37 protein-coding genes and 1 pseudogene are annotated in these 26409 nt (G+C 63.1%); 2 read left to right on the top strand and 36 right to left on the bottom strand.

The features are described from left to right. Positions 1-38 precede the first annotated feature (38 nt). The 36 genes and pseudogenes from FJ957_RS06425 to rpsL form a co-directional block, all read right to left on the bottom strand. A complete protein-coding gene (locus tag FJ957_RS06425) occupies positions 39-1019 on the bottom strand; it encodes an RluA family pseudouridine synthase (RefSeq protein ID WP_140829757.1) in 981 nt (326 codons plus the stop codon). 124 nt (positions 1020-1143) lie between these two features. Continuing rightward, positions 1144-1325: pseudogene (locus FJ957_RS06420) on the bottom strand (DUF779 domain-containing protein); the annotation flags it as partial. Positions 1326-1401: 76 nt separating this feature from the next. Continuing rightward, entirely contained in the window at positions 1402-2226 is an 825-nt protein-coding gene (locus FJ957_RS06415) for an aspartyl/asparaginyl beta-hydroxylase domain-containing protein (RefSeq protein WP_140829756.1), read from the bottom strand. Positions 2227-2525: 299 nt separating this feature from the next. Then, the gene (locus FJ957_RS06410; protein ID WP_140829754.1) at positions 2526-3836 is read right to left on the bottom strand and encodes a replication-associated recombination protein A; all 1311 of its coding nucleotides are present in this window, start codon (positions 3834-3836) and stop codon (positions 2526-2528) included. A gap of 46 nt (positions 3837-3882) precedes the next feature. Further along, on the bottom strand, positions 3883-5370 hold the full coding sequence (locus FJ957_RS06405) for a DegQ family serine endoprotease (RefSeq protein ID WP_140829752.1): 1488 nt from the start codon (positions 5368-5370) through the stop codon (positions 3883-3885). A 192-nt stretch (positions 5371-5562) separates the two neighbouring features. Then, positions 5563-5994, bottom strand: coding sequence for a 50S ribosomal protein L17 (rplQ, locus tag FJ957_RS06400; protein WP_140829750.1), 432 nt, complete (start codon positions 5992-5994; stop codon positions 5563-5565). 104 nt (positions 5995-6098) lie between these two features. Next, the gene (locus FJ957_RS06395; RefSeq protein ID WP_040983001.1) at positions 6099-7109 is read right to left on the bottom strand and encodes a DNA-directed RNA polymerase subunit alpha; all 1011 of its coding nucleotides are present in this window, start codon (positions 7107-7109) and stop codon (positions 6099-6101) included. 98 nt (positions 7110-7207) lie between these two features. Further along, the gene (gene rpsK, locus FJ957_RS06390; protein ID WP_006205444.1) at positions 7208-7597 is read right to left on the bottom strand and encodes a 30S ribosomal protein S11; all 390 of its coding nucleotides are present in this window, start codon (positions 7595-7597) and stop codon (positions 7208-7210) included. Positions 7598-7716: 119 nt separating this feature from the next. Further along, the gene (gene rpsM / locus FJ957_RS06385) at positions 7717-8085 is read right to left on the bottom strand and encodes a 30S ribosomal protein S13 (RefSeq protein WP_140646276.1); all 369 of its coding nucleotides are present in this window, start codon (positions 8083-8085) and stop codon (positions 7717-7719) included. Between the two features lie 210 nt (positions 8086-8295). After that, positions 8296-8886, bottom strand: a complete 591-nt coding sequence (locus FJ957_RS06380) for an adenylate kinase (RefSeq protein WP_140829748.1) — start codon at positions 8884-8886, stop codon at positions 8296-8298. Further along, positions 8883-10223: a preprotein translocase subunit SecY gene (gene secY / locus FJ957_RS06375; protein ID WP_140829746.1), complete on the bottom strand. Its 1341-nt coding sequence runs from the start codon at positions 10221-10223 to the stop codon at positions 8883-8885. Before secY ends, FJ957_RS06380 begins: the two co-directional genes overlap by 4 nt. A 258-nt stretch (positions 10224-10481) precedes the next feature. Continuing rightward, entirely contained in the window at positions 10482-10955 is a 474-nt protein-coding gene (gene rplO / locus FJ957_RS06370; RefSeq protein ID WP_140646279.1) for a 50S ribosomal protein L15, read from the bottom strand. A gap of 22 nt (positions 10956-10977) precedes the next feature. After that, the gene (gene rpmD, locus FJ957_RS06365) at positions 10978-11175 is read right to left on the bottom strand and encodes a 50S ribosomal protein L30 (protein ID WP_027170355.1); all 198 of its coding nucleotides are present in this window, start codon (positions 11173-11175) and stop codon (positions 10978-10980) included. Between the two features lie 25 nt (positions 11176-11200). Further along, the gene (gene rpsE / locus FJ957_RS06360) at positions 11201-11764 is read right to left on the bottom strand and encodes a 30S ribosomal protein S5 (RefSeq protein ID WP_032933400.1); all 564 of its coding nucleotides are present in this window, start codon (positions 11762-11764) and stop codon (positions 11201-11203) included. 148 nt (positions 11765-11912) lie between these two features. Continuing rightward, the gene (gene rplR / locus FJ957_RS06355; RefSeq protein ID WP_140829744.1) at positions 11913-12275 is read right to left on the bottom strand and encodes a 50S ribosomal protein L18; all 363 of its coding nucleotides are present in this window, start codon (positions 12273-12275) and stop codon (positions 11913-11915) included. A 137-nt stretch (positions 12276-12412) separates the two neighbouring features. Further along, the gene (gene rplF, locus FJ957_RS06350) at positions 12413-12946 is read right to left on the bottom strand and encodes a 50S ribosomal protein L6 (protein WP_140829742.1); all 534 of its coding nucleotides are present in this window, start codon (positions 12944-12946) and stop codon (positions 12413-12415) included. Positions 12947-13035: 89 nt separating this feature from the next. After that, positions 13036-13434, bottom strand: a complete 399-nt coding sequence (rpsH, locus tag FJ957_RS06345) for a 30S ribosomal protein S8 (RefSeq protein WP_042642201.1) — start codon at positions 13432-13434, stop codon at positions 13036-13038. Positions 13435-13446: 12 nt separating this feature from the next. Next, a complete protein-coding gene (gene rpsN, locus FJ957_RS06340; RefSeq protein ID WP_042642199.1) occupies positions 13447-13752 on the bottom strand; it encodes a 30S ribosomal protein S14 in 306 nt (101 codons plus the stop codon). A gap of 26 nt (positions 13753-13778) precedes the next feature. Then, positions 13779-14357 carry a 50S ribosomal protein L5 gene (gene rplE, locus FJ957_RS06335; RefSeq protein WP_140829740.1) on the bottom strand — a complete coding sequence of 193 codons (579 nt, stop codon included), beginning with the start codon at positions 14355-14357 and terminating at the stop codon, positions 13779-13781. Next, positions 14350-14664, bottom strand: a complete 315-nt coding sequence (gene rplX, locus FJ957_RS06330) for a 50S ribosomal protein L24 (protein WP_140829737.1) — start codon at positions 14662-14664, stop codon at positions 14350-14352. The genes rplE and rplX overlap by 8 nt, the downstream gene beginning before the upstream one ends. Positions 14665-14676: 12 nt before the next feature. Then, on the bottom strand, positions 14677-15045 hold the full coding sequence (gene rplN, locus FJ957_RS06325; protein ID WP_006205457.1) for a 50S ribosomal protein L14: 369 nt from the start codon (positions 15043-15045) through the stop codon (positions 14677-14679). Between the two features lie 83 nt (positions 15046-15128). Then, on the bottom strand, positions 15129-15368 hold the full coding sequence (gene rpsQ, locus FJ957_RS06320; RefSeq protein WP_023675136.1) for a 30S ribosomal protein S17: 240 nt from the start codon (positions 15366-15368) through the stop codon (positions 15129-15131). A gap of 11 nt (positions 15369-15379) precedes the next feature. Continuing rightward, the gene (gene rpmC, locus FJ957_RS06315) at positions 15380-15580 is read right to left on the bottom strand and encodes a 50S ribosomal protein L29 (protein ID WP_137934271.1); all 201 of its coding nucleotides are present in this window, start codon (positions 15578-15580) and stop codon (positions 15380-15382) included. 12 nt (positions 15581-15592) lie between these two features. Then, complete coding sequence (gene rplP, locus FJ957_RS06310; RefSeq protein WP_027170364.1) at positions 15593-16006, bottom strand: 50S ribosomal protein L16; 414 nt, start codon at positions 16004-16006, stop codon at positions 15593-15595. Positions 16007-16033: 27 nt separating this feature from the next. Next, on the bottom strand, positions 16034-16768 hold the full coding sequence (gene rpsC, locus FJ957_RS06305) for a 30S ribosomal protein S3 (protein WP_095765512.1): 735 nt from the start codon (positions 16766-16768) through the stop codon (positions 16034-16036). Beyond that, positions 16768-17157, bottom strand: a complete 390-nt coding sequence (gene rplV / locus FJ957_RS06300) for a 50S ribosomal protein L22 (RefSeq protein WP_006205462.1) — start codon at positions 17155-17157, stop codon at positions 16768-16770. The genes rpsC and rplV overlap by 1 nt, the downstream gene beginning before the upstream one ends. Positions 17158-17159: 2 nt before the next feature. Further along, positions 17160-17438 carry a 30S ribosomal protein S19 gene (gene rpsS / locus FJ957_RS06295; RefSeq protein ID WP_015317982.1) on the bottom strand — a complete coding sequence of 93 codons (279 nt, stop codon included), beginning with the start codon at positions 17436-17438 and terminating at the stop codon, positions 17160-17162. A 16-nt stretch (positions 17439-17454) separates the two neighbouring features. Then, on the bottom strand, positions 17455-18288 hold the full coding sequence (gene rplB / locus FJ957_RS06290; protein ID WP_095818138.1) for a 50S ribosomal protein L2: 834 nt from the start codon (positions 18286-18288) through the stop codon (positions 17455-17457). A 22-nt stretch (positions 18289-18310) separates the two neighbouring features. After that, positions 18311-18604, bottom strand: a complete 294-nt coding sequence (locus FJ957_RS06285) for a 50S ribosomal protein L23 (RefSeq protein ID WP_040983033.1) — start codon at positions 18602-18604, stop codon at positions 18311-18313. After that, the gene (gene rplD / locus FJ957_RS06280) at positions 18601-19221 is read right to left on the bottom strand and encodes a 50S ribosomal protein L4 (RefSeq protein WP_140829735.1); all 621 of its coding nucleotides are present in this window, start codon (positions 19219-19221) and stop codon (positions 18601-18603) included. The genes FJ957_RS06285 and rplD overlap by 4 nt, the downstream gene beginning before the upstream one ends. Further along, positions 19221-19937 carry a 50S ribosomal protein L3 gene (rplC, locus tag FJ957_RS06275; RefSeq protein WP_095765515.1) on the bottom strand — a complete coding sequence of 239 codons (717 nt, stop codon included), beginning with the start codon at positions 19935-19937 and terminating at the stop codon, positions 19221-19223. Before rplC ends, rplD begins: the two co-directional genes overlap by 1 nt. 108 nt (positions 19938-20045) lie before the next feature. After that, positions 20046-20354 (bottom strand): 30S ribosomal protein S10, encoded by a 309-nt coding sequence (gene rpsJ / locus FJ957_RS06270; RefSeq protein WP_006205468.1) that lies wholly within the window; start codon positions 20352-20354, stop codon positions 20046-20048. A 69-nt stretch (positions 20355-20423) separates the two neighbouring features. After that, positions 20424-21599, bottom strand: coding sequence for an elongation factor Tu (tuf, locus tag FJ957_RS06265; RefSeq protein ID WP_140646975.1), 1176 nt, complete (start codon positions 21597-21599; stop codon positions 20424-20426). Positions 21600-21664: 65 nt separating this feature from the next. Then, on the bottom strand, positions 21665-23755 hold the full coding sequence (gene fusA / locus FJ957_RS06260; protein WP_140646984.1) for an elongation factor G: 2091 nt from the start codon (positions 23753-23755) through the stop codon (positions 21665-21667). Positions 23756-23782: 27 nt separating this feature from the next. After that, the gene (rpsG, locus tag FJ957_RS06255) at positions 23783-24253 is read right to left on the bottom strand and encodes a 30S ribosomal protein S7 (protein WP_027170372.1); all 471 of its coding nucleotides are present in this window, start codon (positions 24251-24253) and stop codon (positions 23783-23785) included. A 9-nt stretch (positions 24254-24262) separates the two neighbouring features. Next, positions 24263-24634, bottom strand: coding sequence for a 30S ribosomal protein S12 (rpsL, locus tag FJ957_RS06250; RefSeq protein WP_006202128.1), 372 nt, complete (start codon positions 24632-24634; stop codon positions 24263-24265). 462 nt (positions 24635-25096) lie between these two features. Here rpsL and FJ957_RS06245 point away from each other — a divergent pair, with 462 nt between their 5' ends. After that, the gene (locus tag FJ957_RS06245) at positions 25097-25378 is read left to right on the top strand and encodes a transcriptional regulator (RefSeq protein WP_140646983.1); all 282 of its coding nucleotides are present in this window, start codon (positions 25097-25099) and stop codon (positions 25376-25378) included. Between the two features lie 84 nt (positions 25379-25462). Further along, positions 25463-26392, top strand: coding sequence for a Gfo/Idh/MocA family oxidoreductase (locus FJ957_RS06240; protein ID WP_140829733.1), 930 nt, complete (start codon positions 25463-25465; stop codon positions 26390-26392). Positions 26393-26409: the final 17 nt, after the last annotated feature.

Genomic DNA, 26409 nt, shown 5'->3' with positions numbered 1-26409 from the left:
CCGCATCGCGACGATCCAATGCCGGGGCGACAGCCAAGTCAGTCCTCCGCGCTCTGATCGTCGAAGCCGATCAGGTTCCAGCTCTGGCGCATATGCGGCGGCATCGGCGCCGTGACGTCGATGACGCCCTGGTCCGGATGCGGGATGATAATGCGGCGCGCATGCAGGTGCAGGCGGTTCTGAATGCCGCCCGGGAAATCCCAGTTGGTATCGGCCTCGAAATATTTTGGGTCGCCGATGATCGGGCAACCTATATAGGCGGCGTGAACGCGAAGCTGGTGGGTGCGGCCGGTATAGGGCTCCATCTCCAGCCAGGTCATCGTCTGCGCCGCCTGCTCGATGATGCGGTAGTAGGAGACGGCGTGGTCGGCACCCTTCTCTCCATGCGCGGCCACGCGCACGCGGTCGCCATCCTCCGTCGGCTCCTTGATCAGCCAGGTCGAGATCTTGTCCTCGCGTTTGGGCGGCACGCCCTTGACCAGCGCCCAGTAGGTTTTCTTAGTCTCTCGCGCCCGGAACGCTTCCGACAGCTTCATCGCCGCAAGACGGGTGCGGGCAACCACCAGCACGCCGGATGTGTCACGGTCGAGACGGTGGACGAGGCGCGGCTTCTCGCCCTTCTGATTGCGCCAGGCCTCGAGCATGTCGTCGACATTGCGGGTGACGCCGGAGCCGCCCTGCACCGCCAGGCCGGCCGGCTTGTTGAAGACGAAAACCTTCGGATCCTCATGCAAGAGCATCTTGGCGAGCACGTCGGCATCGCCCTGGTTGCGGATCGAGTGACCGGTGAGCGGCGCATCGCCCTTCTTATCGACATCGAGCGGAGGAACGCGGACAGACTGGCCGGGCTCGACACGCGTGTCGGCCTTCACCCGGCCACCATCGACACGGATCTGGCCGGACCGAAGCAGTTTCTGCAGATGGCCGAAGCCGAGGCCCGGGTAATGGACCTTGAACCAGCGGTCGAGCCGCATGCCCGCCTCGCCGGCCTCCACCGTGATCTGTTCAACACCTGCCATGACTTCGCTTTTCCGTTTGAAAGCGGCGCCATAGCACTATGGCAGGCATTGTGCGAGCCAAAGACCCAATAAAGCCGGACGATTACCCCAATCGTCGCACTGGATGCAGGTCAGCCTGATTCGCTCAGCCGCCGGGAGATAGCGGCTGGACGGCGCAGATGGTCGAGCGCGTCAGGAACCGTTTCTCGCGGCCGTTGTCGAGCGAGAACATGCCGCCCTGCCCTTCACCACATCGATGATCAGGTCGGTGTGTTTCCAGGCCTCATATTGAGAGGCGCTGATATAGACCGGCGTGTCGCCGATCTCGCGAGCTTCACGTAAGAGCAGACATCCGAGGCTCGGCCGCACGCCGACCGAACCGGAGGTTCAAAAGGCGCCAGGATCAGTTGGCCGCCTTCGGCTTGGACGAGCCGATCATTTTCCAGTTCTTGTAGAAGACGGAATTGATGCGCTCCACGCTGACCGAGACGATGGAGAGAAGGCCCGCGATCAGCTTCGGGAACGGAGACGGCCGAATGATGTCGACGAAGACGCAATAGCGGCGGCCGTCATATTCGTTGACCGACCGATGGAACAGCGTGTCGTCGAAGATGAACAGCGGGTTGTCGTACCAGTAGTTCTTCTTGCTGCCACACTGGACGAAGATCTCGGCCTTCACCGGGATCAGGTTGTAGAGGATGCGCAGGCTGAGCCGCAGCGGTCCGAAATGCCAGGACGTGGATTCGCGCTTGCTGAAAACGGATACCGCGATCGTCTTGATGTATTTGTAATCCTTGTTGAATTCGGGAACGTTGTCGATCTTGTGCTTGCCGTACCACTGGTAGACATACATACCGCGCCGGCCGGCGCCGAAATTGGCGTCGATATCGGCGATGATCTCGTCCTTGCGGGCGTTGAAGACGCCCAAGACCTCGTTGATCTCGCGCTGATAGTCCTCGGGGAACTGATCGGGCTTCCAGACGCCGGGGTTGCGGTAGCAGAGAAGGTCGACGATCAGGTTGAACGGCGACAACAGCCAAGTGAACAGGCCATTGCCAAGGAAGTAGCGTTCGAACAGGTTCTGGTTCTTCTGGTCGTTGCGCATGACATCGATCAGGCCGCAGACGACCCAGATGGCGGCCAGGATTGGGATGAAGTAGAAAGCGAGCGCGAGAACCACGACCGCGATGGCAGCCTTGCGGAGCGTCTTGACGGTTTGCTTTGTCATTGTCATTCGCGCGGGAGCGCGATCCTGTTCCGTTTGCCAAATCACGGCGACCCCCGCCCGCCGTGCGTCTTGATAAGATTTTTTGTTTCCCGGCACAATGCCGACGCACGGTCCCGGTGGTCGGCCCGAATGAATATTTGGAGTATGTTACTCCACTTCAACTCAATGCACGGCCGGCAAACCAAGCTCGTCCCATCTTTCCCCAGGGATCGGATCGCGGACCAGGAATTCGAAACCGACGACGCTTTCCCCATGGCGTGGCTTCGCGACGAAGCGTGCCGACCGCCGGGCCGCGCAACTCAGCTGCTCCGTTCGCCGCGCAGCTTTGCCCAATATTCCAGCCGCTTGCGGATATCGCGCTCGAAACCGCGCTCCGGCGGATCGTAGAAAGTGCGCCGGCCCATCTTCTCCGGAAAATAGTCCTGGCCTGAAAACGCGTCCGGCTCGTCATGGTCGTAGCGATAGCCGGCGCCGTAATCCTCCTGCTTCATCAGTTTGGTCGGGGCATTGAGGATGTGCTTCGGCGGCAGCAGAGAACCGAACTCCTTGGCGGCCGCTGTCGCAGCCTTGAAGGCGGTGTAGACGGCGTTCGATTTCGGCGCCGTGGCGAGATAGACAGTGGCCTGGGCGAAGGCGAGCTCGCCCTCGGGCGAGCCGAGATAGTCATAGGCATCCTTTGCCGCATTGGCGACGACAAGCGCCTGAGGATCGGCGAGCCCGATATCCTCCACCGCCATGCGCACGAGCCGGCGACCGAGATAAAGCGGATCCTCGCCGGCATCGAACATGCGGGCAAGGTAATAGAGCGCGGCATCCGGGTCGGAGCCGCGCACCGATTTGTGCAGCGCCGAGATCAGATTGTAGTGGCCGTCCTGGCCCTTGTCGTAGATCGGGGCGCGGCGCTGGATGACGCGCTGCAGGCCCTCCGGGCCGAACACCTCGCCTTTCTTGGCGGCGCGCCAGATTTCCTCGGCCAGCGTCAGCGAGGCGCGGCCGTCCCCATCCGCCATGCGGATGAGCATGGCACGCGCTTCTTCATCGAGCGGCAGCGCCCTGCCCTCGGTTTCTTCCGCGCGCGCCAGCAGCTTGGCGATGCTTTCCTCGCCCAGCGAACGGAACACCAGCACGCGCGCGCGGGACAGAAGCGCGGCATTCAATTCGAAGGACGGGTTCTCCGTGGTGGCGCCGACCAGCACCACCGTGCCGTCTTCCATCACGGGGAGAAAGCCGTCCTGCTGGGCGCGGTTGAAGCGATGGATCTCGTCGACGAAGAGCAGCGTCTGGCGGCCGTTGGAGCGCCTGAGCTTCGCCGCCTCGAAAACTTTCTTGAGGTCCGCGACGCCGGAAAACACGGCCGAGATCTGCTCGAAGGCGAGATTGGTTTCGCCTGCGAGCAGCCGCGCCACCGTCGTCTTGCCGGTGCCGGGCGGACCCCAGAAGATCATCGAGCCGAGCGAGCCGGAATCGATCAGCCTGGTCAGCGCGCCGTCGGGGCCGGTCAGATGCTCCTGGCCCACGACCTCGCCAAGGTCTTTGGGGCGCAGCCGGTCGGCAAGCGGTCGCCCGGGCGCCACTTTCTCCGGTTCATCGGAACTGAACAGATCGGCCATGCAAGTCTTTTGGTTGAAAGCGATCTTCAAAGATGGGAAGACCGGCTCAGTAGCGCAACACCTGGCGCAGTATCTGCCCGCCGCGCTCGACGGTAAAGCGCCACCAGCGTGTGTCCTGCTGGGCAACCTGCGCCAGCGTTGCCGCGGTGTCGATGGTGGTGCCGTTGACCTCGCGCACGATATCGCCGGGCTGGAAGCCGAAATCGGCGGCCGGCGAATCGCGGCTGATATCGATGACGGTGACGCCCTTGATATCCGTGCGAAGGCCAAGGCGCTGGGCAAGCCGGGGCGACAGCTCCGAGACCTTGGCGCCGGAAAAGGGACTGCGGCCGCGCAAGGTGACTTCGCTGGGCTTGACGCCTTCCGGCGCGCGCTCCAGCGGAATCTCCAACGTCGCCTGCTGCCCTTTGCTCAGCACGGCAAACGTCGCCTTGGTGCCGATCGACAGCGTCGCCATGCGGTAGTCGAGCGCCTCGATGCTTTCAACCGGTGTGTTGTTGAGCGACAGGACGACATCGCCAGCCTTGAGCCCCGCCTTGCCCGCCGGCCCGGTGGCGTCCACGGACGACACCAGGGCGCCGGTCGGCCTCTCCATGCCAAGCGATTCTGCGATCTGCGGCGTCACCATTTCGAATTCCGCGCCGATATAGGGACGCTCGAAGAAGTCGAGCCCGGCCTTGGCGGCGTCGGCGAAGGCGCGCACCATGTTCGAGGGAATGGCGAAGCCGATGCCGATCGAACCGCCGCTGCGGCTGTAGATCGCCGTGTTGATGCCGACCAGCTGGCCGCCCATGTTGATCAGCGCGCCGCCCGAGTTGCCGGGATTGATGGCGGCATCGGTCTGGATGAAATAGCCCGAATCCGAAACGCCGATATGGCTGCGGGCAAGCGCCGAGACGATGCCGCTGGTGGTGGTCTGGCCGACGCCGAACGGGTTGCCGATGGCGAGCACCAGATCGCCAACCTCGAGCGCGTCGGAATCGCCGATGGCAATCACCGGGAACGGCTTGTCGGCCGAGATCTTGAGCACGGCGAGATCGAGCGTCTCGTCCTTGAGCATGACCTTGGAGGTGAACTCGCGCCCGTCCGCGGTCGCGACCTTCACCTCGTCGGCGTCCTTGATGACGTGGAAGTTGGTGACGATGACGCCGCTCGGATCGACCAGCACGCCCGAACCAAGCGAGGACTGCGCGCGCGGCTGGGCGCGGCCGAAGAATTCCTCGAAGAAGGGATCGCCCTCGAAAGGCGACGTCACCTTTGCGGTCTGCGACGCATAGACATTCACCACGGCCGGGGCCGTCTGCTTGACCAGCGGCGCGAAGGAGAGCTGCACCTCCTCGCGGCCGAACGGTACGCGCTTGTCGGGGCCGGACGTGCCGTTCTCGCCCTCGACGCCATGCAGAAGATCGGTCAGCACATCGGAGAGGCCCGGATCGGCCGGCTTGGCGGCGTCCTCGGCAAGAGCCTGTCTTGCGGCCGGTACCACGGCGAAGACCGCCAGCGCGGCAACAAGAAACAGTCGTTTGAGGTGCATTCTCGAATCCCTCCAGATCGGGCGCCATTGTCCTGACGATTGTGCAGAATGAAAGGCTAATGCACACAAATGCGACACTTGTCGCGCAAAAGCGTTCGCGCAAGGGCGAAAAATCCGCACGCCTGCCCGCCCTCCGGCAAATGCAAAAAGGGGCCCGCAGGCCCCTTGAAGTCATGACGAAAATGCTTGGCCTCAGGCGACCGCGGCTTCCTCGTTGGCGCCCTCGGCCTCGAGGCGGGCGCGGTCGGCGGCGCCCTTGGCCGAGGTGTCGCGGTCGACGAATTCGATGACCGCCATCGCGGCGTTGTCGCCCTTGCGGAAGCCCGCCTTCATGATGCGAAGATAGCCACCGTTGCGCTGCGCGTAACGCGGCGCAATCGTGTCGAACAGGCGCTTCACGACCGGCTCGTTGCCGATCTGGGCGATGACCTGACGACGGGCGTGCAGGTCGCCGCGCTTGCCGAGCGTGACGAGCTTCTCGACGATCGGACGCAGGTCCTTCGCCTTCGGCAGGGTGGTGACGATCTGCTCGTGCTCGATCAGAGACACGGCGAGGTTGGCGAACATTGACTTGCGGTGGCTTACGCTGCGGGCGAAGCGACGGCCTTTGAAACCGTGGCGCATGGCTCTTTTCCTTCTTCAGTTGTTCAAGAGGCCACGGCCTCTGATGGTTTTCCGCATGACCGTCGGATCGAGCGGCTCTCGCCGCCGATCCTTGGAATTCATGCTCAATATTGGTCTTCGTAACGCTTGGCGAGGTCTTCGATGTTTTCCGGCGGCCAGTCCGGCACTTCCATGCCGAGATGGAGGCCCATGGCCGCCAGCACTTCCTTGATCTCGTTCAGCGACTTGCGGCCGAAGTTCGGGGTGCGCAGCATCTCGGCTTCGGTCTTCTGGATCAGGTCGCCGATATAGACGATGTTGTCGTTCTTCAGGCAGTTGGCCGAACGCACCGAAAGCTCGAGCTCGTCGACCTTCTTGAGCAGCGCCGGGTTGAAGGCGAGCTCGGTGACGGCTTCGGCGGCGACTTCCTTCTGCGGCTCGTCGAAGTTGACGAACAGCGCGAGCTGGTCCTGCAGGATGCGGGCGGCGAAAGCCACCGCGTCCTCACCCGAGATCGAGCCGTTGGTCTCGATGGTCATGGTCAGCTTGTCGTAGTCGAGCACCTGGCCCTCGCGGGTGTTCTCGACCTTGTAGGAGACCTTCTTGACCGGCGAGTAGAGGCTGTCGACCGGGATCAGGCCGATCGGCGCGTCCTCGGCGCGGTTGCGCTCTGCCGGCACATAGCCCTTGCCGGTGTCGACGGTGAACTCCATGCGGATCTCGGCGCCCTCGTCCAGCGTGCAGATGACGTGGTCGGGGTTGAGGATCTCGACGTCGCCGACTGTCTGGATGTCGCCGGCGAGCACGGCGCCCGGGCCCTGCTTGCGAACGACCATGCGCTTGGGTCCATCGCCTTCCATGCGGATGGCGATTTCCTTGATGTTGAGCACGATGTCGGTCACGTCCTCGCGCACGCCGGCGATGGACGAGAATTCATGCAGCACGCCGTCGATCTGCACGGCGGTGACGGCCGCGCCGCGCAGCGAAGACAGAAGCACGCGCCGCAGCGCATTGCCCAGCGTCAAGCCAAAGCCGCGCTCAAGCGGCTCGGCCACCAGCGTGGTCAGCGTCTTCTTCTTCGACGAGAACTCGATCTTGTTCGGCTTGATCAGTTCCTGCCAGTTTTTCTGGATCATAGATGTCTTCCTTCCTTTGCCCCGCCACCATCCAATCGTGGCGGGCGACACGGAAAACCGCGGAGGAACGCCGTGGCGTTCGCGCGGCGCTTAAAAAATCAGACGCGGCGCTTCTTGCGCGGACGGCAGCCATTGTGCGGGATCGGCGTCACGTCACGGATCGAGGTGATGGTGAAGCCCGCCGCCTGTAGCGCGCGAAGGGCCGATTCACGGCCGGAGCCGGGTCCGCAGACCTCGACCTCGAGCATGCGCATGCCGTGTTCCTGCGCCTTCTTGGCGACGTCCTCGGCAGCCATCTGGGCGGCGAACGGGGTCGACTTGCGCGAACCCTTGAAGCCTTGCGCGCCGGCCGACGACCAGGCAATCGAATTGCCCTGTGCGTCGGTGATGGTGATCATGGTGTTGTTGAAGGTCGAATTGACGTGGGCAACGCCCGACGAAATGTTCTTGCGTTCGCGACGGCGAACACGAGCGGCTTCCTTGGCCATGGTAGTCCTTTCAGTTGATCTCTACACCGCCGTAATGCCAGCGGCTCCACCTTTGGGATCGAGTAGGGAATAGCGAGTAGGGATTCCTGCCCGCTAACGGCTACTCGCTATTCGCTTACTTACTTCTTCTTGCCGGCGATCGCCTTGGCCGGACCCTTGCGGGTGCGCGCATTGGTATGCGTGCGCTGGCCGCGGACCGGCAGCGAGCGGCGGTGACGCAGGCCGCGGTAGCAGCCGAGGTCCATGAGCCGCTTGATGTTCATCGAGACTTCACGGCGCAGGTCGCCTTCGACCTGGTAATCGCGGTCGATCGCCTCGCGGATCTGCAACACTTCCGCGTCGGTCAGCTGGTTGACGCGGCGGTCCGCCGGGATGCCGACCTTGTCGACGATCTCCTGGGCAAACTTCTTGCCGATGCCGTGAATGTACTGAAGCGCAATGACGACGCGCTTGTTGGTCGGAATGTTGACGCCGGCTATACGAGCCATCTTCTTCTCTTTCTCCATGTGGGCCGGGCATGCCCGGCGCTGTCGAAGTTGCCCCGCGTCCGGTGGAGGCCGGCCCCTGCGGGAGTTTCCTGGTTCAAAGCGACCGCCTTGCCCGCAAGGGCAAGCAAAGTCCATGCCTGATAGGAAGACGGGCCGCCATACCCCAGCGGCCCACTTCAGTCAAGCGCAATCTTTAATTGTCGGCCCGGCCTACTTCGCCGCAACCGCGAGGACCTTGCCGATCTCTGCGGTCACCGCATCGATACTGGCCATGCCGTCGACGGTCTTGAGCTTGCCTTTGGCGTAGTAGTAGCCGATCAGCGGCGCCGTCTTCTTGTAGTATTCGCGCAAGCGTTCCTCGAACACCGCCGGGTTGTCGTCCTTGCGCACCGGCTGGCCGGCGGCCTTGGCATCTTCGGCGCGTTTGACGATTCGGCCAACCAGCGCCTTGTCGTCGACGACGAGCTCGATGACGGTGTCGAGCGCTATGCCGCGCTCGGCGAGCATAGCCTCGACCGCGTCGGCCTGGACCAGCGTGCGCGGATAACCATCGAGGATGAAACCCTTGGCGCAATCCGGCTGATCGATGCGTTCGGCGACGATGGCGTTGACGATCGCATCCGAGACCAGTTCACCGGCATCCATCACCGCCTTGGCACGCTTGCCGACCTCGGTTCCGGCCTGGACGGCGGCACGCAGCATGTCACCCGTCGAGAGCTGGGGGATGCCGTGCTTTTCTACCAGTCTTTGTGCTTGCGTCCCCTTGCCCGCTCCTGGCGGCCCAAGCAATATCAGCCTCATCTGCTCCTCTTCCCCCCGCGCAACTTCGACTTCTTGATCAGGCCCTCATACTGGTGCGCGATCAGGTGACCCTGAATCTGCGCCACCGTGTCGAGCGTGACACTGACCACGATCAGAAGCGATGTGCCACCGAGGTAGAAAGGTACGCCAGTCGCCGAAATCAGGAACTCCGGCAGCAGACAGACCAGCACCAGGTAAATGGCGCCGATAACGGTTATGCGCGTCAGAACATAGTCGATATATTCGGCGGTGCGCTCGCCCGGACGATAGCCTGGGATGAAGCCGGAGTGCTTCTTGAGCTGGTCGGCCGTGTCCTTCGGGTTGAAGACGATCGCCGTGTAGAAGAAGGCGAAGAAGACGATCATGCCCGCATAGAAGATCATGTAGAGCGGCTGGCCATGGCCGAGCGAGGCGAGGATCGTGCTGGCCCAGGCCGGCAGGTTGGTCGCCTGCGAGAAGCCCGCGACGGTCGCCGGCAGAAGCAGCAGCGAAGACGCGAAGATCGGCGGGATGACGCCAGAGGTGTTGAGCTTCAGCGGCAGATGCGAGGTATCGCCCTGGAACATGCGGTTGCCGACCTGGCGCTTCGGATACTGGATGAGCAGGCGGCGCTGCGCGCGTTCGAAGAAGACGATGAGCGCGATGACGATGATGGCCAGCACGATGATCGCTAGGATGAGGCCCGTCGACAGCGCGCCGGTGCGGCCGAGTTCCAGGGTACCGGAGATCGCGCGGGGCAGGCCGGCGACGATGCCGGAGAAAATGATCAGCGAAATGCCGTTGCCGATGCCGCGCGCGGTGATCTGCTCGCCGAGCCACATCAGGAACATGGTGCCGCCGACCAGCGTGACGACGGTCGAGATGCGGAAGAACATGCCTGGATCGTTGACGATGCCGTTGCCGCCCTCGAGGCCGACCGAAATGCCGTAGGCCTGGACCAGCGCCAGGAGCACCGTGCCGTAGCGCGTGTACTGGTTGATGATCTTGCGGCCCTGCTCGCCCTCCTTCTTCAGCGTCTCCAGCGAAGGGATGACCGAGGTCATCAGCTGCATGATGATGGAGGCGGAGATGTAGGGCATGATGCCCAGCGCGAAGATCGCCATGCGCTGCACGGCGCCGCCGGCGAACATGTTGAACATGCCGAGCACGCCCTTGCTCTGCGAGGAGAAGGCCTGGGCGAAAGCGTCGGGATTGATGCCGGGAAGCGGGATATAGGTGCCGAGGCGGTAGACGAGCAGCGCGCCGATGGTGAACCAGATGCGCTTCTTGAGGTCCTCGGCCTTGGCGAAGGCCGCGAAATTCAGATTGGAGGCTAGTTGTTCAGCAGCCGAGGCCATGCCTGATTCTCCGCTAGACCATGATGCCGAAAAGTGTGGAGCGGTTTTCGGACGATATCATGCTCTACTTCGTTTGATTTCCATGTCACGCTCGATGCCCGCAGCTCAGGCGGCGCGTGTCACCGAAGCCCACGAGATAAGCTCCGGACCGTAAACATGCAAGCGGCCGCGTTGACGCGGCCGCCCAATTCATCTGGTCAAAGCGCGGTTCGACGGAAAATGCGAAATCATCCCGGCCGGCCGCGCTTCAACTCGCCGTTACTCGGCGGCGGCCGCTTCCGGCAGCTTCACCGAACCGCCGGCCTTCTCGATCTTCTCGATCGCGGCCTTGGAGGCGCCGGCGACGTCGAAGGAGAGCTTGGCCTTGAGTTCGCCGTCGGACAGCACACGCACGCCGTCCTTGGCGCGGCGGATGACGCCGGCGGCAACCAGGGCCTCGGCCGTAACGGTCGCCTTGGCGTCGAGCTTCTTGGCATCGATCGCGGCCTGGATACGAGCCAGCGACACGACGGTGAAGCTCTTGGCGAAGATGTTGTTGAAGCCACGCTTCGGCAGGCGCCGGTAGAGCGGCATCTGGCCGCCCTCGAAGCCGTTGATGGCGACGCCCGAGCGGGCCTTCTGGCCCTTGACGCCGCGACCGGCCGTCTTGCCCGAGCCGGAGCCGATGCCGCGACCGAGGCGCTTCCTGGAGTGCGTGGCGCCGTCCTTGTCACGCAGATCGTTGAGTTTCATGTTTCTTCTCCTGCGCTTCCGTTCAGGCCTCGTCCACGACGCGGACGAGGTGCTGGACGGCGGCGATCATGCCGCGCACCGAAGGGGTATCTTCCAGCGTGCGCCGCTTGTGCATCTTGTTCAGGCCGAGGCCGACCAGCGTCGCGCGCTGCTCCTTCGGCCGGCGGATCGGCGAGCCGATCTGCTCGACGGTGATGGTCTTGGTAGCTTTCTTGGCCATGGTCGAAATCCCTGGTCAGCGTCGACTATTCTTCAGCCGCAACGGCGGTGCCGCGGCGGGCCTGAAGGGTCGAGTACTTGATGCCGCGCGCGGCAGCCACATCCTTCGGATGCATCTGGCTCTTCAGCGCGTCGAAGGTGGCGCGAACCATGTTGTAGGGGTTCGACGACCCCATCGACTTGGCGACCACGTCATGCATGCCGAGCGTCTCGAAGACGGCGCGCATCGGGCCGCCGGCGATGATGCCGGTACCCTGCTTGGCGGCGCGCAGCAGAACGCGTCCAGCGCCCCAACGGCCCTCGACGTCGTGATGCAGCGTGCGGCCCGAACGCAGCGGCACGAAGATCATGTCGCGCTTGGCCGACTCGGTCGCCTTGCGGATCGCTTCCGGCACTTCGCGCGCCTTGCCGTGGCCGAAGCCGACGCGGCCCTTCTGGTCGCCGACCACGACGAGAGCGGCAAAGCCGAAACGACGGCCGCCCTTCACCACCTTGGCGACGCGGTTGATGTGGACGAGCTTGTCCACCATGCCGTCGTCACGCTCTTCGCGCTCGCGGCCGCGGCCGCCTTCTCTACGTTCCTGTGCCATATCCTAGTCCTTGTTCTTTTCCGGAAGCACGGGTTGCTGTTTGCCGACACCGCTTCGGGTCGTCAGCGGCGAATTTTTCCTTTGCATGATCTTATCCGAAAAGTCTGCAACTTTTCGCTGCGCGGACCTCCCGGTTCGGGATCATGCATCAGAAGCTGAGACCGCCTTCGCGGGCAGCCTCGGCCAGCGCCTTGACGCGGCCATGATAGATGTACGGGCCGCGGTCGAAGACGACTTCCTTGACGCCTGCCTTCGTGGCACGCTCGGCGATCAGTTTGCCGACCGCGGCGGCGGCGGAGGTGTCGGCGCCGGTCTTGAGCGAACCCTTGAGATCCTTCTCCAACGTCGAGGCGGCGGCCAGCGTGTGGCCGTTAGCATCGTCGATGACCTGGACGTAAATGTTCTTCGAGGTGCGGTGCACCGAAAGCCGCGGACGCGCGCCGGCGACCTTCTTCAGCTGGCGGCGCACGCGTTGCGCGCGGCGTTGGATGGTCTCTTTGGGGCTTGCCATAATGTCAGTCCTTGCCTTCAGAAAACGGGGGCAACCCTGTGCGGTAGGCTAGGCCTCCCGCGGCCGCTCCCCGCGGCGTTACACTTCTGCGGCTTGGCCCTTTGCGAAAAGTCTGCAACTTTTCGGGGCCAGGCCTATTACTTCTTCTTGCCTTCCTTGCGCACAATGCGCTCGTCGGCATAGCGCACGCCCTTGCCCTTGTAGGGCTCGGGGCCGCGATATTCGCGGATCTCGGCGGCGACCTGGCCAACCTGCTGCTTATCGATTCCCGAGACGGTGATCTCGGTCGGCTTCGGCACCGTAATGGTGATGCCCTGCGGCGTCTGATAAACCACGTCGTGGCTGAAGCCGAGCGCCAGCTGCAGGTTCTTGCCCTGCAACGCCGCGCGATAGCCGACGCCGGTGATCTCGAGCTTCTTCTCGAAGCCGTCCTTCACGCCCTGCAGGATGTTGACGATCTGCGTGCGCGACATGCCCCACTTGGAGCGGGCGTTCTTGGTCTGGTCGCGCGGCTCAACGGAGATCTCGTTGTTGTCCATCTTCACCAGCACTTCGTCGTTCACCACGAACTTCAGCTCGCCCTTGGGGCCCTTCGCCGTCACGGTCTGGCCGTTGACGGACGCGGTCACGCCCTGCGGCAGCGAAACGGGTTTCTTTCCGATACGAGACATTTTGTTGTCCTCGTCACTTCTTTCGTTTCAGTTCCAGTTCCCGGGCGCGATCCCGAGAACCGAAGCCCATTCATCAATTTCGCGCCGGATCAGAAGATCTGGCAGAGGATTTCGCCGCCGACATTCTGCTCGCGCGCTTCATGGTCGGCCATGACGCCCTTCGGCGTCGAAAGGATGGCGATGCCGAGGCCGTTGGCGACCTGCGGGATCGACTTGGCCGAGACATAGACGCGGCGGCCGGGCTTCGAGACGCGCTCGATTTCGCGCACGACCGGAGCGCCGTCGAAATACTTCAGCTCGATCTCGATTTCGGACTTGCCGTTTTCGAAATCGGTCTGGCTGTAGTCGCGGATATAGCCTTCCGACTTCAGCACTTCGAGGACGCGGGCACGCAGACGCGAGGCCGGGGTCGAAACGCTCGACTTCTTGCGGCCATAGGCGTTGCGGATGCGGGTCAGCATATCGCCGAGAGGATCGCTCAATGACATCTCAGTGTCTCCTTACCAGCTCGACTTGACCAGGCCCGGGATCTGGCCAGTATTGCCCAGATCGCGAAGCGCAATACGCGAAAGCTTCAGCTTGCGGTAGTAGGCGCGCGGACGGCCCGTCACTTCGCAGCGGTTGCGGATGCGGATCTTGGCCGAGTTGCGCGGCAGCGCCGAAAGCTTCAACTGGGCGCGAAAACGCTCTTCCATCGGCTTGGACTGATCCATGATGATGGCCTTGAGCGCCGTGCGCTTGGCGGCATACTGGTCGGCGAGCTTGCGGCGCCGGTTGTTCTTCTCGACTGAGCTGGTCTTTGCCATTTCAGATGTTTCCTTTTTCGCTGCCGTTACTGGCGGAAGGGGAAGTTGAAGGCCTTGAGCAGCGCTCTTGCCTCGTCGTCCGTCTTCGCCGTCGTACAAACGATGACGTCCATGCCCCAGACCTGATCAACCTTGTCGTAGTTGATCTCCGGGAACACGATGTGCTCCTTGATGCCCATGGCATAGTTGCCACGGCCGTCAAAGCTCTTCGGGTTCAGTCCGCGGAAGTCGCGAACGCGCGGCAGCGCGATGTTCACGAGGCGGTCCAGGAACTCGTACATACGTTCCTTGCGCAGCGTGACCTTGGCGCCGATCGGCATGTTCTCGCGCACCTTGAAGCCGGCAATCGAGTTGCGGGCGCGGGTGACGACGGCCTTCTGGCCGGCGATCAGCGCGAGATCCTCGGCCGCGACCGAGGGCTTCTTGGAGTCTGCGGTTGCTTCGCCGACACCCATGTTCAGCACGATCTTGTCGATGCGCGGAACCTGCATGTCGTTGTCGTAGCCGAACTGCTCCTGCATCGCCTTGCGGATGGTCTCGTTGTAGACCTTCTTGAGGCGCGGCTCGTTCTTGGCAATTGCCTGCTTGGTTTCAGCCTTAGCCATTGATGACTTCTCCCGAACGCTTGGCGACGCGCACCTTCTTGCCATCCTTCTGGATGGTGAAGCCGACGCGGGTCGGCTTGCCGTCCTTGGGGTCGGCCAGCGCGATATTCGACAGGTGGATCGGCGCTTCCTTGGTGATGACCCCGCCCTCTTGGGACTGGGTCTGTTTCTGATGACGGCGAATGAGGTTCACGCCGCGGACGACCGCGGTGTCTTCCTTCGGCTGCACCGACAGGACTTCGCCCGAACGGCCCTTGTCCTTGCCGGCAAGCACGACAACCTTGTCGCCTTTTTTGATCTTTTGCATTGGTCCGGCTCCTTACAGCACTTCAGGCGCGAGCGAGATGATCTTCATGTGGTTCTTGGCGCGCAATTCGCGCGGAACCGGTCCGAAGATACGGGTGCCGATCGGCTCTTTCTTATTGTCGACGAGAACGGCCGCGTTCTTGTCGAAACGGATCACGCTGCCGTCCGGGCGGCGGATGTCCTTGGCCGTGCGAACCACGACCGCCTTCATCACATCGCCCTTCTTAACGCGGCCGCGCGGAATGGCTTCCTTGATCGACACCACGATGATGTCGCCGACGGAGGCATATTTCCGCTTCGAGCCGCCCAGCACCTTGATGCACATGACACGACGGGCGCCGGAATTGTCCGCGACGTCGAGGTTTGTTTGCATCTGAATCATGACTGGCCGCCTTCTTCTTTTCTAACGGGACGGGTTCTTTCACCCCTCCCCGGTCTGTCCAAAATTCGGTTCGTTCGCCCGGATCAAGCCTGATCCGACGAGACGACAACCCAGCGCTTGTCCTTGGAAATCGGCTTCGATTCCTGGATGAACACCTGGTCGCCGACCTTGTGGGCGTTGTTCTCGTCGTGCGCCTTGTACTTCTTGGTCATGCGCACGGTCTTCTTCATCACCGGATGGGTGAAGCGACGCTCGACCTTGACCACGACCGTCTTCTCGTTCTTGTCGCTGACGACGGTGCCCTGCAGGATGCGCTTTGGCATGGTTCTCGTCCTTAAGCCTTCTTGGCCGCGGATTTTTCCGCGGCGATGGTCTTGATGCGCGCGATGTCCTTGCGGACCTGCTTCACGCGCGCGGTCTTTTCGAGCTGGCCGGTGGCCTTCTGGAAGCGCAGGTTGAACTGCTCCTTCTTGAGGGCCGCCAGGTCGTCGGTCAGCTGATCCTGGGTCTTGGTCCGGATGTCTTCGGCTTTCATGATCGCCTGTCCTTATTCTGCGATGCGCTGCACGAAGCGCGTCTTGACCGAGAGCTTGGCGGCGCCGAGACGCAGCGCTTCACGAGCCGTCTCCTCGCTGACGCCGTCGATCTCGAACATGATACGGCCAGGCTTGACGCGCGCCGCCCAGTAGTCGACGGCGCCCTTGCCCTTACCCATGCGGACTTCGGTCGGCTTCGAGGTGACCGGCAGGTCCGGGAACACCCGGATCCAGACGCGGCCGGCGCGCTTCATCTCGCGGGTGATCGCGCGGCGGGCCGCCTCGATCTCGCGCGCGGTGACGCGGTTCGGCTCAAGCGCCTTCAGCCCGAAACCGCCGAAATCCAGATTGGTGCCGCCCTTGGCGGTACCGTGGATACGGCCCTTGAACTGCTTGCGGAACTTTGTGCGCTTTGGCTGCAGCATCGTTCTAACTCCAAATTCTCAAATGTCTCAGGCGTTCTCGCGACGGCGGCCGCGTTCACGCTCACCGCCAGCACCACCGCCGCCATGAGCGGCATCGCCTTCGGTTGCACGGCGCTCGGAGGCCATCGGGTCATGCTCGAGGATCTCGCCCTTGAACACCCACACCTTGACGCCGCAGATACCGTAGGCCGTGTTCGCCTCGGCCGTGCCGTAGTCGACATCGGCGCGCAGCGTATGCAGCGGCACGCGGCCTTCGCGGTACCACTCCATGCGCGCGATTTCGGCGCCGCCGAGACGGCCGGAGCAGTTGATGCGGATGCCTTCGGCGCCGAGACGCATGGCCGACTGAACGGCACGCTTCATGGCGCGGCGGAACGCGATGCGGCGCTCGAGCTGCTGGGCGATCGACTGGGCGACCAGCGTGGCGTCGATTTCCGGCTTGCGTACTTCGACGATGTTGAGGTGCGTTTCGGACTTCGTCATCTCGGTCAGCTTCTTGCGAAGCTTCTCGATGTCGGCGCCCTTCTTGCCGATGATGAGGCCCGGACGCGCCGCGTGGATAGTGACGCGGCACTTCTTGTGCGGACGCTCGATCACGACCTTGGAGATCGCGGCCTGCTTGAGTTCCTTCTCGAGATATTTGCGGATCTTGAGGTCCTCGTGCAGCAGCTGGCCGTACTCGCCCGTGTTCGCGAACCAGCGCGAATCCCAGGTACGGTTGATGCCGAGACGCAGCCCGATCGGATTGACTTTCTGGCCCATTATGCGGCCTCCCCTTTTTCCTCGACTTCACGAACGACGATCGTGAGATGCGAGAACGGCTTTTCGATACGGCTGGCGCGGCCGCGGCCACGAGCGTGGAAACGCTTCATGACGATCGACTTGCCGACATAGGCTTCCGCCACGATCAGAGCGTCGACGTCGAGGTCGTGATTGTTTTCCGCGTTGGCGATCGCCGATTCCAGCGTCTTCTTGACCGTGCCGGAAATCCGCTTGGCCGAGAATTCGAGATCGGAAAGCGCTGTCGCGACCTTCTTGCCGCGGATCAGCGCGGCAACCAGGTTGAGCTTCTGCGGGCTGATGCGGATCGTGCGCAGAACGGCACGCGCCTCGTTATCAGCAAGCCTGCGCGGAGCTTTGGCCTTGCCCATGATTATTTCCTCTTCGCCTTCTTATCCGCGCCGTGACCGTAATAGGTCCGGGTCGGAGCGAATTCACCGAACTTGTGGCCGACCATGTCCTCGTTCACCGAGACGGGAACGTGCTTCTGGCCGTTGTAGACACCGAAGGTGAGGCCGACGAACTGCGGCAGGATGGTGGAGCGACGGCTCCACATCTTGATCACCTCATTGCGACCACCTTCACGAACCTTGTCCACCTTCTTGAGAAGGTAGCCGTCGATGAAGGGGCCTTTCCAAATCGAACGAGTCACTTGGCGTTACCTCTTCTTAGCTCTTGCGCTGATGACGCGAGCGCAGGATGAACTTGTCGGTCGCCTTGTTGGACCGCGTCTTCTTGCCCTTGGTCGGCTTGCCCCAGGGCGAAACCGGATGGCGGCCACCCGACGTGCGGCCTTCGCCGCCGCCATGCGGATGGTCGACCGGGTTCATGGTCACGCCGCGATTGTGCGGGCGCTTGCCGCGCCACACGGTGCGACCGGCCTTGCCGTCGTTGATGTTGCCGTGGTCGGGGTTCGACACCGCACCCACGGTGGCCATGCAGGAGCCGTGCACGACACGCTGCTCGCCCGAGTTGAGGCGCAGGATCGCCATGCCCTGGTCGCGGCCGACGAGCTGGGCGTAACCGCCAGCCGAACGGGCGACCTGGCCGCCCTTGCCCGGCTTCAGCTCGATGTTGTGGACGATCGTGCCGACCGGCATCGACGCCAGCGGCATCGCGTTGCCCGGCTTCACGTCGACCGCTTCGCCGGCCACGATCTTGTCGCCGGCAGCGAGACGCTGCGGGGCCAGGATGTAGGACAGCTCGCCGTCGTCATACTTGATCAGCGCGATGAAGGCGGTGCGGTTCGGATCGTATTCGATACGCTCGACCGTGCCGACGACGTCGTACTTCTTACGCTTGAAGTCGATGATGCGGTACGAGCGCTTGTGACCGCCGCCGATGAAGCGGGCCGTGATGCGGCCGTAATTGTTGCGGCCGCCCGACTTGGTCAGGCCTTCGGTCAGGCCCTTGACGGGCTTGCCCTTGTAAAGGCCCGAGCGGTCGACGATGACCAGCTGGCGGGTGCTCGGCGTTACCGGGTTGAATTTCTTAAGTGCCATTGTCCTGTCCTCGCGGCCTTGCTCAGAGACCCGTCGCGACGTCGATCGACTGGCCGTCGGCCAGCGTCACAACCGCCTTCTTGACGTCGCCCTGGCGGCCAACGGTGCCGCGGAAGCGCTTGATCTTGCCCTTGCGGACGAGCGTGTTCACAGCCGTCACCTTGACGCCGAAGAGAGCTTCCACGGCAGCCTTGATTTCCGGCTTCGACGCCTTCTTGGCGACGTTGAAGACGACCTGGTTCTGCTCGGAAGCCATGGTCGACTTTTCGGTGATCGCCGGCGAGACGATCACGTCGTAGTGACGGAGGTCGGTCATTTAAAGCGCTCCTCGAGAGCCTCGACGGCGGCCTTCGAAAGGACCAGCGTGCCGCGGCGCAGAATGTCGTAGACGTTGATGCCCTGGATGGGCAGCACGTCGATGTTGGGAATGTTGGTCGCGGCCAGCTTGAAGTTCTGGTCAAGCTCGGCGCCGCCGATAACCAGGGCGTTGGTCAGCCCCAGCGTCTCGAGGTTCGCCACCAGCGCCTTGGTCTTGGCTTCGGTGAGCTTCAGCTCGTCGACGACGATCAGCGAAGCGCTCTTGGCCTTGGCCGAGAGAGCGTGCTTGAGGCCAAGCGCACGGACCTTCTTCGGCAGCTCGTGCTCATGGCTGCGAACGACCGGGCCGTGCGCCTTGCCGCCGCCGCGGAACTGCGGAGCGCGAGCCGAGTGGTGACGGGCGCGGCCCGTACCCTTCTGCTTGTACATCTTGGCGCCGGTGCGCGCGATTTCGGCGCGGCCCTTGGCCTTGTGCGTGCCCTGCTGCTTCTTGGCGAGTTGCCAGCGCACGACGCGCTGCAGGATGTCCTCGCGCGGATCAAGGCCGAAAATCTCCTCGGAGAGTTTCACCTTGCCGGCGTCCTTGCCGCCCAGCGTTGTGATCTTGAGATCCATTATTCGGCTCCCTCAGTGGCCGGGGCTTCGTTCTTGGCGGCAGCGGCACGGATCGCGGCCGGCTTCGGCGCATTGGCCGGCAGCGCAACCTTGGCGGCGTCGCGAACCAGGATCCAGGCGCCCTTGACGCCGGGAACAGCGCCGCGGATCAGGATCAGGCCGCGATCGGCGTCGGTCGAGACGACCTCGACATTCTGCGTGGTGACGCGGGTGTCGCCCATGTGGCCGGCCATCTTCTTGCCCTTGAACACCTTGCCGGGGTCCTGGCGCTGGCCGGTCGAACCGTGCGTGCGGTGCGAGACCGAGTTACCGTGCGTGGCGCGGCCGCCGCCCATGTGGTGCCGCTTGATCACGCCCTGGAAACCCTTGCCGGTCGAGGTGCCCGTGACGTCGACCTTCTGGCCGGCGACGAAATGCTCGACCGTCAGCTCGGCGCCGACGTCGATCATATTGTCGGCGGAGACGCGGAACTCGGCGACCTTGGCCTTCGGCTCGACGGAAGCGGCGGCGAAATGGCCGCGCATCGCCTTCGACGTGTTCTTCACCTTGGCAAGGCCAACGCCGAGCTGGACGGCGGTGTAGCCGTTCTTCTCCTGCGTGCGCTGGGCCACGACCTGGCAGTTCTCCATCTGGAGAACGGTGACGGGAACGTGTTCCCCGGCATCGTTGTAGATGCGGGTCATTCCCACCTTCTTTGCAATCACACCTGAACGCATCGGTTCAATTCCTTTAGAGTTCCCTGTCGGGGCTATCGCCCCTCCACGCCTCTTGTTCCTTTAGAGTTCCGGGCCAGGGGCACCGCCCCTTACCGCGCTCTCGTTCCCTTAGAGCTTGATCTCGACGTCGACACCGGCCGCCAGATCGAGCTTCATCAAAGCATCGACCGTCTGCGGGGTCGGATCGACGATGTCGAGCAGCCGCTTGTGCGTGCGCATCTCGAACTGCTCACGGCTCTTCTTGTCGACGTGGGGCGACCGGTTGACCGTGAATTTCTCGATCCGCGTCGGCAGCGGAATGGGGCCGCGGACGTTGGCGCCGGTGCGCTTGGCGGTCGACACGATTTCGCGCGTCGAGGCGTCGAGCACCCGGTGGTCAAACGCCTTAAGGCGGATGCGGATATTCTGTCCGTTCATGCGTCAATTCCTTGTTCTGGCGCGGCGCGGGCAGCTCCCGCGCCCGCGACAGATCGGTTTCAGTCCAAATTACTCTTTGATGGTGACGACGATGCCGGCACCGACGGTGCGGCCGCCTTCACGGATGGCGAAGCGCAGCTTCTCTTCCATGGCGATCGGCACGATCAGCTCGACGTCGACGGTGATGTTGTCGCCGGGCATCACCATCTCGGTGCCCGCCGGCAGCGTCACGATGCCCGTCACGTCCGTCGTGCGGAAGTAAAACTGCGGACGGTAGTTGGTGAAGAACGGCGTGTGACGGCCGCCCTCGTCCTTGGTCAGGATGTAGGCTTCGGCCACGAACTTCTTGTGCGGCTTGACCGTGCCGGGCTTGGCCAGAACCTGGCCGCGCTCCACGCCTTCACGGTCGACGCCGCGCAAGAGCGCGCCGATGTTGTCGCCGGCCTGGCCCTGGTCGAGCAGCTTGCGGAACATCTCCACGCCCGTGCAGGTCGTCTTGGTGGTCGGACGGATGCCGACGATCTCCAGTTCCTCGCCGACCTTGACGATGCCGCGCTCGACGCGGCCGGTCACCACCGTGCCGCGGCCCGAGATCGAGAACACGTCCTCGATCGGCATCAGGAACGGCTTGTCCAGCGGACGAACCGGCGTCGGGATGTAAGCGTCGACCTGCGCCATCAGCTCGCGGATGGCGTCCTCGCCGATGGTCTTGTTGGAATCTTCCAACGCAGCCAGCGCCGAACCCTTGACGATCGGAATGTCGTCGCCGGGGAACTCGTTCTTCGACAGAAGTTCGCGAACCTCGAGCTCGACCAGTTCCAGCAGCTCGGCGTCGTCGACCTGGTCGACCTTGTTCAGGAACACCACGATCGAGGGAACGCCGACCTGGCGGGCAAGCAGGATGTGCTCGCGGGTCTGCGGCATCGGGCCGTCGGCGGCCGAAACGACCAGGATCGCGCCGTCCATCTGCGCAGCACCCGTGATCATGTTCTTCACATAGTCGGCGTGGCCGGGGCAGTCGACGTGGGCATAGTGACGGTTGGCCGTCTCATACTCGACATGCGCCGTCGAAATCGTGATGCCGCGCGCCTTCTCTTCGGGGGCCGCGTCGATCTGGTCATAGCGCTTGTATTCGCCAAAATACTTCGTGATCGCCGCCGTCAGCGACGTCTTGCCATGATCGACGTGACCGATCGTGCCAATGTTCACATGCGGCTTGGTGCGCTCGAATTTACCTTTTGCCATGTGATCTCTCCATTCCTGCCTGCCCGTGCGGGCCTTGAATTAAGGTCTCGTGCAACCCGCTCGAGTTACGCGTATTTCTTCTGAACTTCCTGGGCGACCGCGGTCGGAACCGGCTCGTAGTGGTCGAACTGCATCGTGTACTGGGCGCGGCCCTGCGACATCGAACGCAGATTGTCGACGTACTTGAACATGTTCGCGAGCGGCACCATCGCGTTGATGACGACGGCAACGCCGCGCGCTTCCTGACCCTGGATCTGGCCACGACGGCCGTTGAGGTCGCCGATGACGCCACCGACGTAATCTTCCGGCGTCACGACCTCGACCTTCATGATCGGCTCCAGAAGCTGCACGCCGAGGCGCGGAGCCGCTTCCTTGAAGCAGGCGCGGGAGGCGATTTCGAACGCCAGCACCGAGGAGTCGACGTCGTGGAAGGCGCCGTCGATGAGCGTCGCCTTGACCCCGATCATCGGGAAGCCGGCGAACGGGCCGGAACCCATGACGCTGTTGATGCCCTTCTCGACGCCCGGGATGTATTCCTTCGGAACCGCACCGCCGACGATCTTGGACTCGAACACGAACTCTTCGCTCTCGGTGTTCGGCTCGAAGATGATCTTGACGCGGGCGAACTGGCCGGTACCGCCGGTCTGCTTCTTGTGCGTGTAGTCCTGCTCGTGCGTGCGGGTGATCGTCTCGCGATAAGCCACCTGCGGCGCGCCGACATTGGCTTCCACCTTGAACTCGCGGCGCATGCGGTCGACGATGATGTCGAGATGCAGCTCGCCCATGCCGGCGATGATGGTCTGGCCGCTTTCCTCGTCGGTCTTGACGCGGAATGACGGATCCTCGGCCGCCAGGCGATGCAGTGCGAGGCCCATCTTTTCCTGGTCGTTCTTGGTCTTCGGCTCGATGGCGATCTGGATGACCGGATCGGGGAATTCCATGCGCTCGAGGATGACCGGATGCAGCGGATCGCAGAGCGTATCGCCGGTGGTCGTGTCCTTGAGGCCAGCCAGGGCGACGATGTCGCCCGCGTAAGCTTCTTCGACGTCGGCGCGCGAATTCGCATGCATCTGCAGCATGCGGCCGATGCGCTCCTTCTTGCCCTTCACTGTGTTGTCGACCGAAGTGCCCTTGGCGAGCTTGCCCGAATAGATGCGGGCAAAGGTCAGCGAACCGACAAACGGGTCGTTCATGATCTTGAACGCCAGCATCGACAGCGGCTCGTTGTCATCGGCATGACGCTCGATCTCGGCGTCGGTCTTGGCGTCGACACCCTTGATGGCCGGCACGTCGATCGGCGACGGCAGGTATTCGACAACGGCGTCGAGCAGCGGCTGCACACCCTTGTTCTTGAAGGCCGAGCCACAGAACATCGGGTAGAACTTGACCGCGATGGTGCCCTTGCGGATCAGCGCCCGGATCTCGTCATTCGACGGCATCTTGCCTTCGAGGTAGTTCTCGAGCGCGGTCTCGTCCATCTCGACGGCGGCTTCGATCATCTTCTCGCGGTACTGCTCGGCCTTCTCCTTGAGATCGGCCGGGATCTCGACGACGTCCCAGGCAGCGCCAAGGGTCTCGTCGCGCCAGACGAGCGCGTTCATCTCGACGAGGTCGACAACGCCCTTGAACTCGGTCTCGGCACCGATCGGCAGCTGCATGACGACAGCCTGCGCGCCGAGGCGCGAGGCGATCATTTCCTCGGAGCGGTAGAAGTCGGCGCCGATCTTGTCCATCTTGTTGCAGAAGATCATGCGCGGCACATGGTACTTGTCAGCCTGGCGCCACACGGTCTCGGTCTGCGGCTCCACGCCGGCGTTGGCGTCGAGCAGCGCGATGGCGCCGTCGAGCACGCGCAGCGAACGCTCGACCTCGATGGTGAAGTCGACGTGTCCGGGGGTGTCGATGATGTTGAAGCGGCGCATCTTGCCGTCGCGACCCTTCCAGAAGGTCGTGGTCGCGGCCGACGTGATGGTGATGCCGCGTTCCTGCTCCTGCTCCATCCAATCCATGGTGGCAGCGCCGTCATGGACTTCGCCGATCTTGTGCGACTTGCCCGTGTAGTAGAGGACGCGCTCGGTCGTCGTCGTCTTGCCGGCGTCGATATGCGCCATGATACCGAAATTGCGGTAGTCTTCGATTTTGTATTCGCGGGCCATGGGAGGTGCCTCTCAGTCTCTTTCGCGTTACCAGCGGTAATGCGCGAAGGCGCGGTTGGCTTCCGCCATCTTGTGGGTGTCTTCACGCTTCTTGACGGCCGTGCCGCGGTTGTTGGCCGCGTCCATCAGCTCGCCCGAAAGGCGGTCGACCATGGTGGTCTCGTTGCGGTTGCGGGCCGCGGCGATCAGCCAGCGGATGGCCAGCGCCTGACGGCGCTCGGGGCGCACGTCGACCGGAACCTGGTAGGTGGCGCCGCCGACGCGACGCGAGCGCACTTCCACATGCGGCGCGACATTGTCGAGCGCCTGATGGAAGACGGTGACCGGCTCCTGCTTGGTCTTGGCCTGGACTTGGTCCAGCGCGCCATAGACGATGGTCTCGGCAACCGACTTCTTGCCGTCATACATGACGGCGTTCATGAACTTGGTGACGATCAGATCGCCGAACTTGGGGTCCGGATTGATCTCACGCTTTTCTGCACTGTGACGACGGGACATGGGAAACCCTTACTTCGGACGCTTGGCGCCGTATTTCGAACGACGCTGCTTGCGGTTCTTCACACCCTGCGTGTCGAGCACGCCGCGGATGATGTGGTAGCGGACGCCCGGCAGATCCTTGACGCGACCGCCGCGGATCATGACCACCGAGTGCTCCTGAAGGTTGTGGCCTTCGCCGGGGATGTAGCCGATCACTTCAAAACCGTTGGTCAGGCGAATCTTGGCCACCTTGCGCAGCGCCGAGTTCGGCTTCTTCGGCGTCGTGGTGTAGACGCGCGTGCAGACGCCCCGCTTCTGCGGGTTCTGCTGCATGGCCGGGACCTTGTTGCGCTTCACCGGCGCCAGGCGCGGCTTGCGGATCAGCTGGTTGACGGTAGGCATTAAACCCTCTTGTCTCTCAATTCCGTGTCTGCCCTGTCAGGGCCGCTCAAAGCGTCGTTTCCATACGCAAATTCGGGCAACACACCGCGCCTCGCGGTCCTGCCCGAACAAATTGCAGAGGAAGCGGGAGCCGCTTCATGCGCGCCGGAAATGTCTTTTTCGCTCGTAAAACGAACCCTGTTTGAGGCAAACTCCAAAGCGTGTCGCTTCGGACAGGAGAGCCTCACATCGGTTCTGACGTCGCGGCTTCTACCCGCAACCCCAGGGTCCGTCAACCCCGGCGCGACAAATATTGCGCCCAACCCGAGGCTGGGCAGCCATGCGAGAAACGCATGTAATTTTCTTGCGTCTTTTTCCAAGAGCGAGGAAGAAAGTGACCGGCTTTGCGCTGTCCTGTGCCCTTGCTTCGTGCCAAAAGGCGGCTTGCACCGGACAATCTCCGGGAAAACGAGGAATCAGCCCGTGAACGACAATGAAGAACGGCCGGTCACGATCATCACCGGGCGGGTCTGGAAGAAGAAAGGCGGCAAGCCGGAGGGCGTGCATGTGATGCTGGTGGCGCCCGACGATGATTCTGCCGTGCGCCGCGCGCTCGAATCGCTCGCCGCGGAAGGTTACGCCGAGGCCGAACTCGACCAGATCGGCGACATGGAAGGCGAGCCCGACGAGGAGCCGCATCTGTCGGCCTATCAGGGCGCGCTCGAAGGCGAAGTTTCGATCGTCACCTTTGAAGAGCCGATCTGAAAAGCGCGTCCAGCCTTCATATTTCCCAGAACCCGCCGGATAAACCCGCCCCGCCTAGACACCCTTTCATTCCTTGGAGTTTCCATGACCAGCAGTCCCATCAAGCTCGGCATCGTCGGCGTGGGCAAGATCGTGCGCGACCAGCATTTGCCGGCGGTCGCCAAGGATGGGGACTTTCAGCTCGCCGCCGCGGCCAGCCGCCACGGCAAAGTCGACGGGATCCCGAACTATCCAACGATCGAAGCCATGCTTGCGGCCGAACCCGGCCTCGATGCGGTCTCGCTCTGCATGCCGCCGCAGTTCCGTTACGACGCCGCGCGCACCGCACTGGAGGCGAAAAAGCATGTGTTCCTCGAGAAGCCGCCGGGCGCCACGGTCAGCGAAGTCGAACACCTCAAGACGCTTGCCGAGAGGAACGGTGTCTCGCTCTTCGCCAGTTGGCATTCGCGCTATGCGCTGGCGGTGGAGGCCGCGCGCGCATTCCTTGCCTCGGCCGGACTGACTTCGGCCGCCATCGATTGGAAGGAAGACGTGCGCCGCTGGCACCCGAACCAGGAATGGATCTGGGAACCCGGCGGCTTCGGCGTGTTCGATCCGGGCATCAACGCGCTGTCGATCGCCACGCACATCCTGCCTGCTATGTTCATCACCTCGGCCGTGCTCGATTTTCCGGAGAACCGCGCGGCACCGGTCGCGGCCCATGTCGCCTTCCGCACGTCCAACGGCCTGCCGGTGACGATGGAGCTCGACTGGCTTCAGACCGGCCCGCAGAGCTGGGACATCGTCGCCGAGACCGACAAGGGCAAGATGGTGCTGTCGGGCGGCGGCGCTAAGCTCGCCGTCGACGGCAAGGTCGTCCACGACGAGCCCGAGGCCGAATATCCGATGCTTTACAAGCGCTTCGCCGAGATCGTTCGCGCCGGCACTTCGGATGTCGACCTCGCGCCGCTGCAGCACGTCGCCGACGCCTTCATGCTCGGCAAGCGCAACGTGGTCGAGGCGTTCTTCGACTGAGGCGGCGGCAAAGCGCC

This window comes from Mesorhizobium sp. B2-4-6 (assembly GCF_006442775.1).
Lineage (GTDB): Bacteria > Pseudomonadota > Alphaproteobacteria > Rhizobiales > Rhizobiaceae > Mesorhizobium.
Note: the sequence above shows the minus strand (reverse complement) of the source record. Positions and strands in the feature narration are given on the sequence as shown.